The following is a 14,332-nucleotide window of genomic DNA, read 5'->3' on the forward strand; positions in this document are numbered from 1 at the left end:
GGAAAACTTGTGGATATTAATTTTTTTCGGATATAGATATGGTAGAGAACAGGAATTCTGCTACTAAATATAGAAGTGATTTGTGGATATGTGGATAACTTCTGTGGATAACCTGTGTGTAAGCAGTGAATATCTTGTGGAAAAGAACAATTTTGATAATTTACTCAATAAACACAGATTTATTTTTGGAAAAAACATATTTTTTGCGAAAATATAGGACAAAAAGGAAAAATGTGGATAGAAAGCCATTTATCCACAATTTCCGTTTTGACAACTCGAATATCTGACAAGGAAAATAGCTTTACGCATGTGAGTTGGAACGCGGGAACAGTTGTAGGAGAAGGGATGACCTGTTTTTTTGAAGAATGACTTCAAGATATTAAAAGGACAGTTTAGCCTGTGGATAACCTGTGGATAGTGAAAATTCTATATCATATATATTGTATGGAATATATGTTCGGACACAAAATAGGGAATGGCACTGTGGATATGTGGATAGTTTTTGTGGATAACTTGTGTATAAGAGTGGGATAACTTGTGGAGTATTTTTTAGTAGTAATTATTATTTGCAATAAAGCTGGGTAAAAGTAATAAGAAAAAGATAGTTATATCCGCCTAGAAAAAACATCATTGACAGAAAGCGCTTTATCTTGTATCATAATGATTAATTAAAGGATTGTTACTGATTCGATCAGGCATGACCCGGAATAAGATAGAAACTTATCGAAAGAAATTTCGTGAGCTTTTGTCTAATTTCGGGTCATTTTTTGTGTAAAAAGATACTAGGAGGCAGTTACATATGGAATTTAGAAAAAACAAGGCTTTTCCTACAGATTTTTTATGGGGAGCATCAACGTCTTCTTTTCAAGTGGAAGGTGCTTGGCAGGAAGATGGAAAAGGATTATCAGTTATTGATGTTATGAAAAAGAATCCAAAAATAACGGATTTTACAGTTGCGGTAGATCATTATCATCGAATGAAGGAAGACGTAGCATTAATGGCCGAATTAGGTCTTAAAGTGTATCGATTTTCTATTGCATGGACACGAATTTTCCCTAGTGGGCGTGGCGATATCAACCAAAAGGGCGTTGATTTTTACAATGATTTAATTGATGAACTTTGTAAATATGGAATTGAACCTCTTGTTACTATTTATCACTTTGATTATCCACAAAGTTTAGTGGAAGAATACGGTGGCTGGATGTCGCGCAAAAGTGTGGAAGATTACCGTGCATATGCAGAATTTTTATTCCAAACATATGGTGATCGTGTTAAATATTGGTTGACGATTAACGAACAAGATCATGTCGTGCGCATTCCAAGTCGTCTAGGTCTTACTGGAGAAAATAAGTATGAGCAGTTAAAACTTGGATATCAAGCGAACCACCATATGTGTGTAGCAACTGCAGAAACAATTAAAACATTCCATAAGCTTGGACTAAAAGGCAAAATTGGGCCAGCAGTTTCCTTCTCAATGATTCATCCAGCTAGTTCTAATCCGGATGATGTATTAGCAAGTCAAGATGCGATGTTAGTGAAGCATAATTATTTACTTGATTTACATTGTAATGGGGAGTACCGCGCTCCTTTGTGGCAATATTTGCTTGACCGAGACTTTGCTCCAAAAATAGAAGACGGGGATATGCAGTTGATGAAAGAAAACCCACCTACAATGATTGGTGTGAACTATTATTTTTCAGAAACAGTTAAAGCATTTCCGGTATCAGAAGAATTTCCACTTGGTTATCAAAAAGAATCACTACTCCCAGAAGCTGAGGCAGGCGTTTTCCAAGTAATAAAAAATAACGAACTTACTGCTACGGATTGGGGCTGGGAAATCGACCCACTGGGCTTACGTTTAACATTAAGGGAATTGCATGAACGTTACCATTTACCATTAATAATTACGGAAAATGGAATGGGCGCATATGATAAACTAGAGGCGGGAGATGTTGTAAATGATGATTACCGAATTTCGTATTTAAGAGAACATATAAAACAAACGAAACTCGCAATTAATGATGGTGTCACTGTACTTGGTTACTGTTCATGGAGCTTTATGGATATAGTTAGTGGTCGAAACGGCATCGATAAACGATATGGATTTGTATATATAAACCGGGAAAACTTTGATTTAAAAGATATGCGAAGAATTAAAAAGAAAAGTTTTTACTGGTATCAAAAAGTCATCACTTCAAATGGAGAAACCCTGTCATAACTTAACTTTCCTAGATATAAACTAAACTATTGAAGAGGAATAAAAGATGATAATAAAAAAAGTTTTTAATAATAATGTTGTTTTAGTCATTGAAAATCCTACAGAAGAAAAAATTTTGATGGGAAAAGGTATTGGTTTTCAAAAGTTTCCAGGCGACCCGGTTGATTTAGCGAATGTAGAAAAAACATTTGTATTGAATGATGAGGCAACAGAAGGGAAATTGGATGCTTTTTTTGAGGAAGTTCCTTTAGAGGTTATTCAAATGTGTGCTCATTTGTTGAAAAGCGGCAAAAAAGTACTCGGACCACATATTACAGATAATTTACTCATTCCACTTGCCGACCATATTAATTTTGCAATAACACGTGTAAAAGAAGGAATTCAAATCGAGTATCCTTTAAAATGGGAAATTCGTCATATGTATCCAGAAGAAGTTGCCTTTGCAGAATCAGTAATCAAATGGATGAAAGACAAAGAAAATATTGAACTACCTAAAGAAGAAGTGGTTCCAATCGCCATGCATTTTGTTAATGCTAGGATTGGTACAGCAGAAGTTAACCAAGCTTTTGAAATGACAACTTTGGTTGCAAAAATTTTAGATATTATTAATTATCATTATCTTATTCAAGTAGATGAAGATTCATTAAATTATGCACGCTTAATGACACATTTGCGTTATTTCATTTTAAGGCAAATGAAAAAAGAATCAGACATAGTAGAGGAAGCCATTCTTTATGATGTAGTAAAAAGTAAATATCCAAAAGCCTTTGAGTGTGCTTTAAAAGTCAAGAAATTACTCGAAGAAACAATGGGTTGGATTGTTAATCATGATGAGGTGCTATACCTCACACTGCACATCCACAGGGTTACTACTAGAGAAAAAACAAAATAATTTATTGTAGGATCGTTACTGTTCGGCAGGCGTGACCTAAATAAAAGATAGCGACACTTAATTTTAAGTAGTTATATCTTTTATTTGGGTCTTTTTTATTACAAATGAACTGGAGGAGAACAATGAATAATCAAGAATTAGCAAAAGAGATACTCGCTCTTGTTGGTGGGGAAGAGAACGTCACAGAAGTCATGCATTGTTTCACAAGACTAAGATTTCACTTGAAGAAGATAGATCTGGCGGATGTAGAAAAAATTGAAGCATTACCAGGCGTTATAAATGTTCAAATTCAAAGTGGACAATTTCAAGTAGTTATTGGTAATAAAGTTTCTAAAGTATACAAAGAATTAATAAAGCTTGGAGATTTTAAGCAAGGAGATAGTTCGGAAATTGAGCAAGATAAGAAAAAAGGCAATCTCATAGGTCGTTTTTTTGAAGTGATTTCTACTATATTCTCGCCAATAATTCCTGCGATTGCTGGTGCGGGGATGCTTAAAGGTCTTTTAGGGTTAGTAACTGCACTTGGCTTGGTTGAACAAACTAGTAGTGTAGTAACGATGCTTCAAATTGTATCAGATTGTGTATTTTACTTTTTACCGTTTTTCTTAGCAGTTTCAGCAGCTCGGATTTTCAAAACGAATGAATTTATTGCAGTGGCTGTAGCTGGGGGAATGATGTACCCAATTATTGTAGAAGGAGCAAAAGCTATTGCAAATGGTGGTCCAACTGGCTTAGACTTGTTTGGAGTTCCTGTTCCTTTTATTAATTATAGTTCAACCGTTATTCCGATTATTTTAGCAGTTTGGATTTTAAGTTATGTTTATCGTTGGGTAGATAGCTGGATGCCAGATTCTTTAGGTATTGTATTTACACCGACTGTTGTATTATTAATTATAATTCCAGTTCAATTAATTGTTATTGGACCACTAGGCTCTTACTTAGGTATTTGGATTGCAGAAGGAGTGACATGGTTATTTGCACATGGTGGGATTATAGCTGGTGGACTTCTTGGAGCTACAAGACCGTTACTAGTTATGGTTGGAATGCACTATGGTTTAATGCCAATTGCGATTCAAAATATCGCTGTATTAGGCCATGACTACTTACTACCAGTATTCTTAATGGCAAACATGGGACAAGCAGCAGCGGCATTAGCAGTATTTTTAAAAACAAAAAACAAAGATTTAAAAGCAATCGCGGGATCATCAACAATTGCTGGATTTTTAGGAATTACTGAACCAGCGATGTACGGTGTTAACTTAAAACTGAAAAAACCATTTATCGCAGCTTTAATTGGTTCAGGTGTTGGTGGTGCTTTTGTAACAGGCCTTGGAGTTACAGGTAACGCATTTGTTTTACCAGGAATAATGAGTTTGCCAGTATTCATGGGACCAAAATTTATTTATCTTATTATTGGGCTGATAATTACAATCACTATTACGATTGTTTTAACATTCCTGATGAAATTTGAAGATGGTCCAACTGTGGGCACTACAACGAAGAAAAAGCAAAATAAAGCTTCATCAATAGAACATACAACCATTTTAAGCCCTGTAGTGGGAACAACAGTTGCTCTCAAAGATGTACCAGATAAGACATTTGCAGAAGAAATTATGGGAAAAGGGATGGCTATAAATCCAACTGTGGGAGAAATTTATGCCCCTTTTACTGGTGAAATCGCTACATTCTTTAAAACGGGTCACGCGATTGGCTTGCGATCAGACGAAGGGGTAGAATTGCTTATCCACGTCGGAATTGATACAGTCAATTTAAATGGGGCTCATTTCCACCCTCAAGTGAAACAAGGAGATCAAGTTAAAACTGGGGATCTATTATTGACATTTGATATCGCAGAAATAAAGAAAGCTGGATATGAAACAGTCACCCCGGTTATTGTAACGAATACAGAGAATTATTTGGATGTTATTGCAACCGATGAAAACCAGACAATCGGACGAGAAGATTGGCTGATTCAAGTTATTAATAAAATGAAATGATTTTAAAACACTATTCTTTAACGAGGATAGTGTTTTTTTATTTAGAATTATAGATTTTGGTAGTGTTGGATGTGTTCTTTGATGTATGATAAATGTATCAATAAAGATAAGGGTGACGTATATGAATATCCAAATTATAACGGTGGGCAAACTAAAAGAAAAATATTTAGTTCAAGGAATTGCCGAGTATTTAAAACGACTTACTGCATATGCAAAAGTGACGATTGTTGAAGTTCCGGATGAAAAAGCACCAGAAGTGTTAAGTGATGCGGAAATGAAGCAAGTGAAAGATAAAGAAGGTGTGCGGATTTTAGCAAAGATTCCAGATGACACCCATGTGATTGCACTAGCTATTGATGGGAAAATGAAGTCGAGTGAGGAGTTTGCAGCGGATTTGGATAAGCTGGCGACGTATGGTAAAAGTAAGGTGGCGTTTGTGATTGGTGGATCGCTGGGGCTTAGTGAGTCGGTGTTGAAGCGGAGTGATGAGCAGATTTCGTTTGGTCGGTTAACGTTACCACATCAGTTGATGAGATTGGTGCTGGTGGAGCAGGTTTACCGGGCATTTCGGATTGTTCGGGGAGAGCCTTATCATAAATAGAACTTTTTTATCAAAGGAGAATTCAAAATGAAATTTCTAAAAAAATATGGTTTTTACTTTTTAATACTGGCGGTTTTAAGTGACTTTCTAACGCCTTATATACTCGGAATATTTTATCCTGGATTAAACCAAATGACACGGGTTATGAGTGTGTTTGGGGATGTGGCTAGTCCGGTTCGAGGGGCATTTTTGGTTTGGTCGGTGGTGTCGGGCGTACTGTTTGTGCTTTCGTTACCGGCGATTTATCAGAGCGCTATTAAGCAATCGCGAACTTTGGCAATTTTGCTCGTTTCTGCGATTGGTTTGTATGGAATTGGTGATTGTATTTTCACAGGATTGTTTAGTATTGATACGGAGCAGTCGAGTTGGACATTTTCCACTTGGGTTCACAATATTGGCTCGGGGCTTGGTTACGCGGGATTTTTAATTTTTCCATTATTTTTGGTTATCTTATACAGGAAAAAAGCTGAGAAAACACTAAGTAATCTGTATCTTGTATTGTTGATTGTCAGTTTGCTATCTGCGGGCATTTATGGACTTGCGCGGATTCCTGCTGTGAATTACTTACCAGTTTTAGATAAAATTGGCTTTTGTCAGCGGATTAGTTTCTTTTTTAATTACTTGCCCATGGTTGTTTTTGGAGTTGACCAGATTAGAAGAGGATATAGAAAACCCTAGATTTTCAGGAATCTAGGGTTTTTTGTTCGCAGAGTTCGATGAATTGCTGGAAATCTTCTTGTTTGGCTAGTTTTTTTACGAAGCTGCGTTCATTTAGAATCGTTACTAATTGGCCGAATAGTTCTTCAAACGAGTTGTCGCGTTCTTCTTTCATTGTGAGTAGGAGGACGAGTTTGACGCGGTTGCCACCCCAGTCAATCGGCTTATCAAGTGCGCAAACGGCAACAGCATTTTTTTTCGCGCTTCGCTGGATGGCATGTGGAATTGCGTAGTAGTTGCCATAACATGTGCTCGATAATTGCTCGCGTTCAAACACTTTTGATACGTAATCGGAGTCGCAGTAATCGAATGCAGTTAATTGATTGCAAAGAAAGGTAATGGTGTCTTCTTTTGATTTGAAGTTTTGTTTTGGAAAGAACAGTTCTTTTTTGAAAAACTTTCTGGAAATTGATTCGGTTTTTGGCTTAGTTTCTAAAATGTGCTTAATTTTCTGTAAATCGCTTTCTGTTAGAAGTAAATCATAGTGATAGACTGGAATATCTGTTGTTAAATTTAATGGCTCGGTGGTTAGAATTAGATGAATTTCTTTGTCTAGAGTGAATTGCTTTAAGTCAAAAATAGATGGAGAAACAAGTAAATCAATTGAAAAATCGACTATTTTTTTCAGTTGATTATGAACTAAACGTTGGCTACCGGCGCCATACGGGGAAACTAAGAGAATCTTTCTTTTTTTTCCATGATTGATGGTTTCCGAAGCAGATAAAAAGTGTAGCGCGATATAAGCAATTTCGTCATCTGGAAAAGTGATTGCGAGCTCTTTTTGGATAAAGGCTGAAGCGTAAACACTAACATTGTAAATAAATGGAAACTTATTTTTTAATTCTTCGGTGAGTGGATTGGTTAAATATTGTTTATGATTGGCTCTTTTGTAAAGGGCTGATATGTGTGCCACTAAATAGGTCGCTATTTTTTCGTCAGCAGAAAAGTCAATATGGAAGTTTTGGTCAACTTCTTCTAGGAGCCGAGCAACAACGCTACCAAAAACCTTTGAATCAATGGTTGAAGTTGTCACTAATTTACCGGAATATAGCCGGGCGATATAGCTTAGTTCTTGTGTTGGAATATTGATTTGTAGTTCTTCTTCTAACATTTCAGATAGCTGTCCCGCCATTTCGAGGCTAGTTTTATCTTGCTCGGTTAAAGCTGTTCTTTGAATATAACTGCCCATATTAATCCGTTCAAGCAAAACAGCTATATGAAGAATGAACGAAATTGTCGAGAAGTCATTCATAAAAAACGCATTCTTTTTATGGTATGTAACAATAAGTGTCGAAAGTTGTTTTAAATTACAGTAATCGAAGTAATCTGCGTATTTATCTAGACTTAATTGATGGTTTTCGATTTCTTGGTTGAGGAACAGGTTGAAAATCCGGCGTTTTTCTTCTTCGCCTCCCTCGGTTAATAGTTCATTATTTTTCCGAATGATACATAGTGATTCATCTTTTTCAGCGATGACGGTGTTAAGTTCTTTAATAATGCGAGATAATGTTGATTCACTAATAAAAAATTGATCGGCTAAATCATAGAAATTCGTTTTTTCGTGTTCGATAATATAGCGCAATAACTCAAAATGCAGATTTTCGTTGTTTTTAGTTAAATTAATTTGTGAAAGTTGCTCATTTGGTATTAAAAAATAGCCTTTTCCAGCTTTTGATGCAATGATGGTCGCATTAAATGACTGGTTAATTTGAATAATATCATTTCGAATTGTTTTGGAAGAAACGCCTAACATTTCTGAAAGTGCTTTTGCTGTTACTGTCTTTTGGCTGTCGTTAAGCTTTTCTAACAAGGAACGTTGCCTTTCTGAAATGGTCATTATATCCCCCCCTAATTCTCCCTTAACCTATTGTTATTATACAACACCAAATAGAGAAAGAGACGAGTTTTTTTGTCCCAATCTCTATTTAAGTGGCTATTAATTAGCAGCGATGTTTTCTTCTTCGGCTTCTTTTTCTAAAGCAACGAGATTTTTTTCATAAACTTTCAAGAATGGGTAGTACATCAGACCGTTTAAGAAAATCAGAATGAATACGAGAACGATGGCTCGCCAGTCCATGGTGGATAGAAATGCTCCAATTGGTGCAGGCATTTGCCAAGAGAAGACGGCGAACGTTTTTCCGACAATCCCGAAATACATACAAAGATACGTGATGACACCATTGAATACGGATGTGAAAATGAACGGGAAGAAGAAAATCGGATTCAGCATAAGTGGTGTTCCGAAAATTAACGGCTCAGAAATTCCGAATATGGAAGGTAAGAAGCCGACTTTCCCGACGGTACTTAGTTGTTTGGACTTGGAACGCATCATTAAAAAGGCAAGTGCGAGAACGGAACCAGAACCACCGATGATAACGAAATACGTCCAGAATGGTGTCGTGAAAATATTCGTCAAATCTTGGCCAGCCATTTTTTCAGCGGCGTTGATAGAAAGGTTCCCATCACGAATCGGGCCAAGAATTCCAGCAAGTGCGGCATCGTGCACACCGAAGAACCAGAATAAGTGAACTAGGAAAATACTTAGAATCGTGAATGGTAAGCTATCGGCCGCTTTGAAGCTCGGCGCCATTTTTTCATATAAGAATTGGATGGCAGTTGTGTCTAGGAGGTTGAAAATGATAAAGATAATCGAGAAAAAGGTCATTAAAATAATACCAGGAACGAGAGCTGCGAATGTTTCGGATAGTGAGGCTGGGACGCTATCGGGCATGGTTATTCTGCCAACGTTTTTCTTGCGCATCCAGTGATAACCTTCTACGGTAACGATGGCGACGAAAATCGAAAGTAATATTCCGCGTCCATCAAGGAAACTAATGTCTACTTCTTTGCCGTCCCAACCCATTTTGATTGGATTAAGTACGAGCATAAAGAAACCAGCGATAGAAAACATGAGTGGGCGTAAGAAATCTTCGTGATAATGTTTGCATAAATAATACGTGATACCGACGCAAATATACAACGACATGGCGCCAAGTGTGATTCCGCTAATCCAGTTTAGGATTAAATCATATTTTTCAGCGAAGTTAGCCCAGCCAAGCAGGAACCCATTTTTGGTATCATCTGTTACTGGAGCCGCTTTCAAAATAATCGGAATGGAACCAAATAATGTAATTGGCAGCATGGACATAAATGCATCTCTGGTTGCTTTCAAATGGCGTTGCTGGCTAAGTTTGTTAGCCAGCGGGGAAATATATTGATCCATTTTTTCGCTAATGGTATTAAATCGCATGTTTTTATCCTCCTATTAATTTCTGAATGTCTTCGTAAACCCCTTTGCCGTCCATGATACCGTATTTTACTGGTGAAATGGCATGGACCGGGACGCTGACGGCCTGTTTTATTTGTGGCATAAGGAAACGGATTTGTGGGCCGATAAGAACGAGGTCAACACCGTCCAAATAATCGGTATACTCAGATTCACTATAAGCAGTGACGTTTAATGTGTTGCCAGAAGCGGCTTCAATTTTTTTCGCTAGCATTCCTGTAGACATACCAGCATTACAAACTAACATGATATTTTTCATTTTCCTGCTCCTTTTTTTAAAATTCTCTCCGTTTGATGAGTTTTCCCTGACTTTCAATCATTTCTTTGAACCAGTAGTAAGATGCTTTTGGTTTTCTGATTTGGTTGTTTTCGAAATCAACTGCAACAAGTCCGTAACGCTTTTCGACACCATTTTTCCAAGAGTATAGGTCGAACGGGGACCAAGCGTAGTAGCCGCGAACGTCACAACCAGCATCGATGGCGTTAAAAATAGCGTTAATATGGTCATTCATAAAAGCGATTCGGTAGGCATCATCTACTTGCGAAACCGAAACATCTTCGCGAACACCAATGCCATTTTCTGTCACATAAAGTGGTAATTGATAGCGTTCGTAAGCCTCGATTAAGCCATCTTGTAAGCCTTTTGGATAAATTTCTGTATCCCATTCGGTTGTTTCGTTGGCAGGATCTTTCACTTGTTCGAACCAGTTTTTTATAAGAACTTTACTTTCGCCTTTTTTACCGCTGTGGTTAAATTGTAGCTGGGTTTCGCCGCCTGTGTAAGGTTTTACGAGCGTGCGCGAATAGTAATTTAAACCGATGAAGTCGACGGTGTTTTGTTTAATTGTTTGTAGTTCGGCTGTTTTCATAAAGCTGATGTCGTGCGATTTTGCTAGTTCAGCAATGAGGTCGACCGGGAATTTGCCAAGTGCGGCTGTGTCAAGAATCCAGTTGTTGCAATAGTTATCAGCGTAGCGCATCGCAATTTTCGTTTCGATACTTTCGTCGACACCATTAACCGGCGTGTAGCTGTGGACGATACCGATTTGCCCAGGATAGCCGCCTTCTTTAAAAGCTTTCACGCCCAGAGCGCTCGCGTACATCACATTATAAGCCGCGATCATCGTTTTTTGCGTATCTTGATAACCGGGCGGATAGTTGCCGATTTTATATCCGTTAGCAACAAACCACTTAGGCTCATTAAAAGTAGTCCAATTCGTGATTTTATCGCCAAAATGGTCGTAACAAACTTTGGCATAATGCTCGAATGCGGCACAAACGTCGTGATCCAACCAACCACCAGTTTCTTCCCAATATTGCGGTAAATCCCAATGATAAAGTGTCACAAAAGGCTCAATATCATATTTTTTACACGTATCTAGCAAGTTTTGGTAAAATTCAATCCCTTTTAAGTTGATGTCACCTTGCCTATTTTTAATAATTCGCGGCCAAGATAAGGAAAAACGATAAGAATTTTGTCCGCCTTCTTTCATCATTCGAATGTCTTCCTCGTAGCGATGGTAGTGGTCACTTGCCACATCACCATTCTCAAGGCCTGCTTCATGCAAATAATAATCCCACATGGATTCCGCCTTATCATCCACATTCCAAGCACCTTCACATTGATAAGAGGCCGTCGCTCCACCCCATAAAAAGTTATTATTCATTAGATAAACTCCATTTCCATTGATAAATTTCTCCTAGTTCCCGAATCATATCTACAGCAATGTCCGTAGAAGATAAGTGACCTTCTGCATGAACAAGTAGTAAATCCACCTCTTTCATCCGGTTTTCCGAAGATAATTTTCGTAAAAGCTCCGCGTGCGCTCGGTGCGCCAATTTAATTTCTTCTTTTGCTTCAGTAATTTTTCGCGTGAATGCTTCTGTATTTCGCTCTTTCACTTCTTTCAGCGCCTCAAAAGCGCAACTTTTTGCATTCCCGGCGTGTAAGATGATTGCCATGGAATCGAGTTCTGTCGTTAGTTCATTGTTATCTGCCACTTAAAGACCTCCTTTGTGATTTGTCTTTACTATATCTGGAAATGTGAGGGAGGTGAAATTAATATTTGCCACTTTGGAAGTGGAAATTAATTTTTGCTTGAGTATTGTATTTTTTTTACTGGCTAATTCAAGAAATATAGGGCTTTTTTGGCGAATTTAAATGAAAATATATGAAATAAATTGAAATAAAATGAAAAAATATGATTGTAAGCGATTGATTTCTGTGATATGCTTATTTCAACTTATAAAATATGGAGGGAATTAAATGAAGTTAGCTACAAGAATCAATTCGTTTTTATCAGTTTATGATAATGATTTAAAAAATGTTTTTGGAGAATTTAAGAAGTTAGGTTTAGGCTACATTGACTTGAACTATCCAGAGCATATTGAAAAATTTAAAGCACCTGAAATGAAAGCGTTAATCCAAGAAAATGACTTGAAATTGAACGGAGTAGCTTTAAGATTTAGAAGTGAATTTATTAATGGAGAATTAGGGAATTCTGACCCGAAAATTTCTGCCAATGCTTTAAAACTATGCAAAGACGCTGCTGATTATTGTCGTGAGGCTGGCGGGAAAGTAGTAACCATTTGGCTTGGATTTGATGGTTTTGACTACAGTTTTCAAATTAATTACAAAAAAGTTTGGGAACAATTAAGAAATGCTTTCACAGAAATTGCAGATTATGCACCAGATTTAAAAATCAGTATTGAATATAAACCATTTCAGCCTAGAGCATATGCTTTTATTGATAGTATGGGACTGACGGGCATGATGTTAAATGACATTAATCGAGACAATGTAGGTGTAACGTTAGATTATTGTCATATGTTAATGAAGCATGAGAATCCAGCTTTCGGAGCAGATATTTTTGGAAGCCAAGGGAAACTATACGGTGTGCATTTGAATGATGGATATGGTTTGAATGATGATGGATTAATGATAGGTTCAGCAACTCCTTTTAAAACATTAGAATTTCTATACTATGTAAAAAAACATAACTATGATGGCGTTATTTACTTTGATACATTCCCAATCATTGAGCACGCGGCTAAAGAATGTGAACAAAATATTCGAATGATTACAGCATTAAATGCCATGATTGATAACGTTGGTTTAGCTTATATTCAAACAATTATTGATAAAAATGATGCTGTTGAGGCTAATAAATTAATGCTTCAATTTTTAACTAGCTCCAACTAATAACTTACTTTTAAAAAAGGATGTGTACAGAATGGACTATAAATTAATGGCAAAAGAAATTCTCGAACATATTGGCGGAGCGGAAAACGTGGCTAATATGACGCATTGTGCTACAAGATTAAGACTTACTTTAAAAGATACATCAAAAGCTGATGATGAGGCAGTTAAAGGCATTAATGGTGTTATTAATGTAGTGAATAAAGCAGGTCAATATCAACTGCTTATTGGCACAGAAGTACCAAAGCTTTATGATGAATTTGAGAATTTAGTAAAAGGGACTAGCAACTCTAATTTTGAAGAAAAAAACACAGATTCTTCAGAAAGTATCATTAGTAAAATTTTCTCTTCTGTTTCTGCAATCTTTGCACCCTTACTACCAGCACTTGCTGGATCTGGTATATTACGCGGCTTATTAATTTTATGTGTGCAGTTAGGTTGGATTAGTGAAGATAGTGGAACATATTCTATTCTCTTTGTCACATCTATGAGCGTGTTTTATTTCTTACCAGTGTTACTAGCTTTTACATCAGCAAGACGCTTTGGAGCAAGTCCATACATTTCAGCTCTAATTGGAGCAGCCTTAATTCATCCGGATTTCATTGCATTAATTGGTAACGCAGGCAATGGTGCGACGACGGAATTTTTCGGTATGCCAGTTGTTTTAATGAACTATAATTCGACAGTAGTTCCAATCATCTTATCTATTTGGGCGTTTTCTTATCTATACAAATTCCTTGATAAAAAGGTCCCGGAAAATCTTAAATTAGTAATTATCCCACTTGTTTCGTTGGCAATTATGGTTCCATTAACCGTAATCATTATTGGACCACTTGGTGTGTATAGTGGAGAATTAGTAGCAAATGGAGTTAACTGGTTAATTGAAAGAAGTGGTATTTTAACAGGAATAATTGTTGGTGGCGGATGGAGTGTACTTGTTAGCCTAGGCATTCACTGGGCAGTAAATCCAATCATGATTAATAATATTTCAATGCATGGATTTGATTACATAGTACCGTTTACTTTTGCTTGTAACTTTGCTGTTATGGGAACAACAATTGGTGTTTATTTAAAAGCAAAAAACTCACAATTACGTAGTTTTGCAATGACAGGCTTCATCACAATAGCTCTCTCTGCAATTATTGAGGCAACTTTATTTGGGCTATTAGTGAAAAATAAAAAGCTATTTTTAGCTCAAATAATCGGCGGAGCAGCTGGTGGTGCTTACCTTGGCTTAATGCAGGTTGTAGCCAATTCATTTGTATTCGGTAGTGTGATAACATTACCAGCATTTGTTGGTGATAATCCAAACAATTTCATTCAAGCAATTATTGGGTTACTCATTTCGATGATGGTTTCAGCGATATTAGCATATTCCTTTACTAGTAGGGATGAGAGATTAGCGTAGGAAAGAAGGAATTA

Annotated in this window: 12 protein-coding genes; 7 read left to right on the top strand and 5 right to left on the bottom strand. The window is 36.9% G+C overall.

The genetic code is table 11. The features are described from left to right. The first annotated feature begins 799 nt into the window (after window positions 1-799). The 5 genes from LWE_RS01405 to LWE_RS01425 all read left to right on the top strand — a co-directional run bounded on the left by LWE_RS01405 (window position 800) and on the right by LWE_RS01425 (window position 6,386). Complete coding sequence (locus LWE_RS01405; RefSeq protein ID WP_011701125.1) at window positions 800-2,218, top strand: glycoside hydrolase family 1 protein; 1,419 nt, start codon at window positions 800-802, stop codon at window positions 2,216-2,218. A 46-nt stretch (window positions 2,219-2,264) separates the two neighbouring features. Next, window positions 2,265-3,110 (top strand): PRD domain-containing protein, encoded by an 846-nt coding sequence (locus LWE_RS01410; protein WP_011701126.1) that lies wholly within the window; start codon window positions 2,265-2,267, stop codon window positions 3,108-3,110. Between the two features lie 122 nt (window positions 3,111-3,232). Continuing rightward, window positions 3,233-5,107: a beta-glucoside-specific PTS transporter subunit IIABC gene (locus LWE_RS01415; protein ID WP_011701127.1), complete on the top strand. Its 1,875-nt coding sequence runs from the start codon at window positions 3,233-3,235 to the stop codon at window positions 5,105-5,107. Window positions 5,108-5,228: 121 nt separating this feature from the next. Then, the gene (gene rlmH, locus LWE_RS01420) at window positions 5,229-5,708 is read left to right on the top strand and encodes a 23S rRNA (pseudouridine(1915)-N(3))-methyltransferase RlmH (RefSeq protein ID WP_011701128.1); all 480 of its coding nucleotides are present in this window, start codon (window positions 5,229-5,231) and stop codon (window positions 5,706-5,708) included. Between the two features lie 27 nt (window positions 5,709-5,735). Next, a complete protein-coding gene (locus LWE_RS01425; protein WP_011701129.1) occupies window positions 5,736-6,386 on the top strand; it encodes a DUF998 domain-containing protein in 651 nt (216 codons plus the stop codon). A 4-nt stretch (window positions 6,387-6,390) separates the two neighbouring features. Here LWE_RS01425 and LWE_RS01430 read toward each other — a convergent pair whose 3' ends face one another. The 5 genes from LWE_RS01430 to LWE_RS01450 form a co-directional block, all read right to left on the bottom strand. Then, window positions 6,391-8,262, bottom strand: a complete 1,872-nt coding sequence (locus LWE_RS01430; protein WP_011701130.1) for a BglG family transcription antiterminator — start codon at window positions 8,260-8,262, stop codon at window positions 6,391-6,393. 99 nt (window positions 8,263-8,361) lie between these two features. After that, window positions 8,362-9,675, bottom strand: coding sequence for a PTS sugar transporter subunit IIC (locus tag LWE_RS01435; protein WP_003722918.1), 1,314 nt, complete (start codon window positions 9,673-9,675; stop codon window positions 8,362-8,364). A 4-nt stretch (window positions 9,676-9,679) separates the two neighbouring features. Then, a complete protein-coding gene (locus tag LWE_RS01440; RefSeq protein ID WP_003722919.1) occupies window positions 9,680-9,970 on the bottom strand; it encodes a PTS sugar transporter subunit IIB in 291 nt (96 codons plus the stop codon). Window positions 9,971-9,986: 16 nt separating this feature from the next. Further along, window positions 9,987-11,378 (bottom strand): glycoside hydrolase family 1 protein, encoded by a 1,392-nt coding sequence (locus LWE_RS01445; RefSeq protein ID WP_011701131.1) that lies wholly within the window; start codon window positions 11,376-11,378, stop codon window positions 9,987-9,989. Continuing rightward, window positions 11,371-11,712 carry a PTS lactose/cellobiose transporter subunit IIA gene (locus LWE_RS01450; protein WP_011701132.1) on the bottom strand — a complete coding sequence of 114 codons (342 nt, stop codon included), beginning with the start codon at window positions 11,710-11,712 and terminating at the stop codon, window positions 11,371-11,373. The genes LWE_RS01445 and LWE_RS01450 overlap by 8 nt, the downstream gene beginning before the upstream one ends. A gap of 265 nt (window positions 11,713-11,977) precedes the next feature. Between LWE_RS01450 and LWE_RS01455 the strand changes: the two genes are divergently transcribed. Further along, window positions 11,978-12,913: a sugar phosphate isomerase/epimerase family protein gene (locus tag LWE_RS01455; protein ID WP_011701133.1), complete on the top strand. Its 936-nt coding sequence runs from the start codon at window positions 11,978-11,980 to the stop codon at window positions 12,911-12,913. 31 nt (window positions 12,914-12,944) lie between these two features. Further along, window positions 12,945-14,318, top strand: a complete 1,374-nt coding sequence (locus LWE_RS01460; protein WP_011701134.1) for a PTS transporter subunit EIIC — start codon at window positions 12,945-12,947, stop codon at window positions 14,316-14,318. The last annotated feature ends 14 nt before the right edge of the window (window positions 14,319-14,332 follow it).

Origin of the sequence: Listeria welshimeri serovar 6b str. SLCC5334, from assembly GCF_000060285.1 — a bacterium.
GTDB lineage: Bacteria > Bacillota > Bacilli > Lactobacillales > Listeriaceae > Listeria > Listeria welshimeri.

Excerpts from the sequence above, each read along its gene's own strand:
- LWE_RS01460 (WP_011701134.1), top strand. The coding sequence starts at position 12,945 with ATGGACTATAAATTAATGGCAAAAGAAATTCTCGAACATATTGGCGGA.
- LWE_RS01455 (WP_011701133.1), top strand. The coding sequence starts at position 11,978 with ATGAAGTTAGCTACAAGAATCAATTCGTTTTTATCAGTTTATGATAAT.
- LWE_RS01415 (WP_011701127.1), top strand. The coding sequence starts at position 3,233 with ATGAATAATCAAGAATTAGCAAAAGAGATACTCGCTCTTGTTGGTGGG.
- LWE_RS01435 (WP_003722918.1), bottom strand. The coding sequence starts at position 9,675 with ATGCGATTTAATACCATTAGCGAAAAAATGGATCAATATATTTCCCCG.
- LWE_RS01430 (WP_011701130.1), bottom strand. The coding sequence starts at position 8,262 with ATGACCATTTCAGAAAGGCAACGTTCCTTGTTAGAAAAGCTTAACGAC.
- LWE_RS01410 (WP_011701126.1), top strand. The coding sequence starts at position 2,265 with ATGATAATAAAAAAAGTTTTTAATAATAATGTTGTTTTAGTCATTGAA.
- LWE_RS01440 (WP_003722919.1), bottom strand. The coding sequence starts at position 9,970 with ATGAAAAATATCATGTTAGTTTGTAATGCTGGTATGTCTACAGGAATG.
- LWE_RS01425 (WP_011701129.1), top strand. The coding sequence starts at position 5,736 with ATGAAATTTCTAAAAAAATATGGTTTTTACTTTTTAATACTGGCGGTT.
- LWE_RS01405 (WP_011701125.1), top strand. The coding sequence starts at position 800 with ATGGAATTTAGAAAAAACAAGGCTTTTCCTACAGATTTTTTATGGGGA.
- rlmH (WP_011701128.1), top strand. The coding sequence starts at position 5,229 with ATGAATATCCAAATTATAACGGTGGGCAAACTAAAAGAAAAATATTTA.
- LWE_RS01445 (WP_011701131.1), bottom strand. The coding sequence starts at position 11,378 with ATGAATAATAACTTTTTATGGGGTGGAGCGACGGCCTCTTATCAATGT.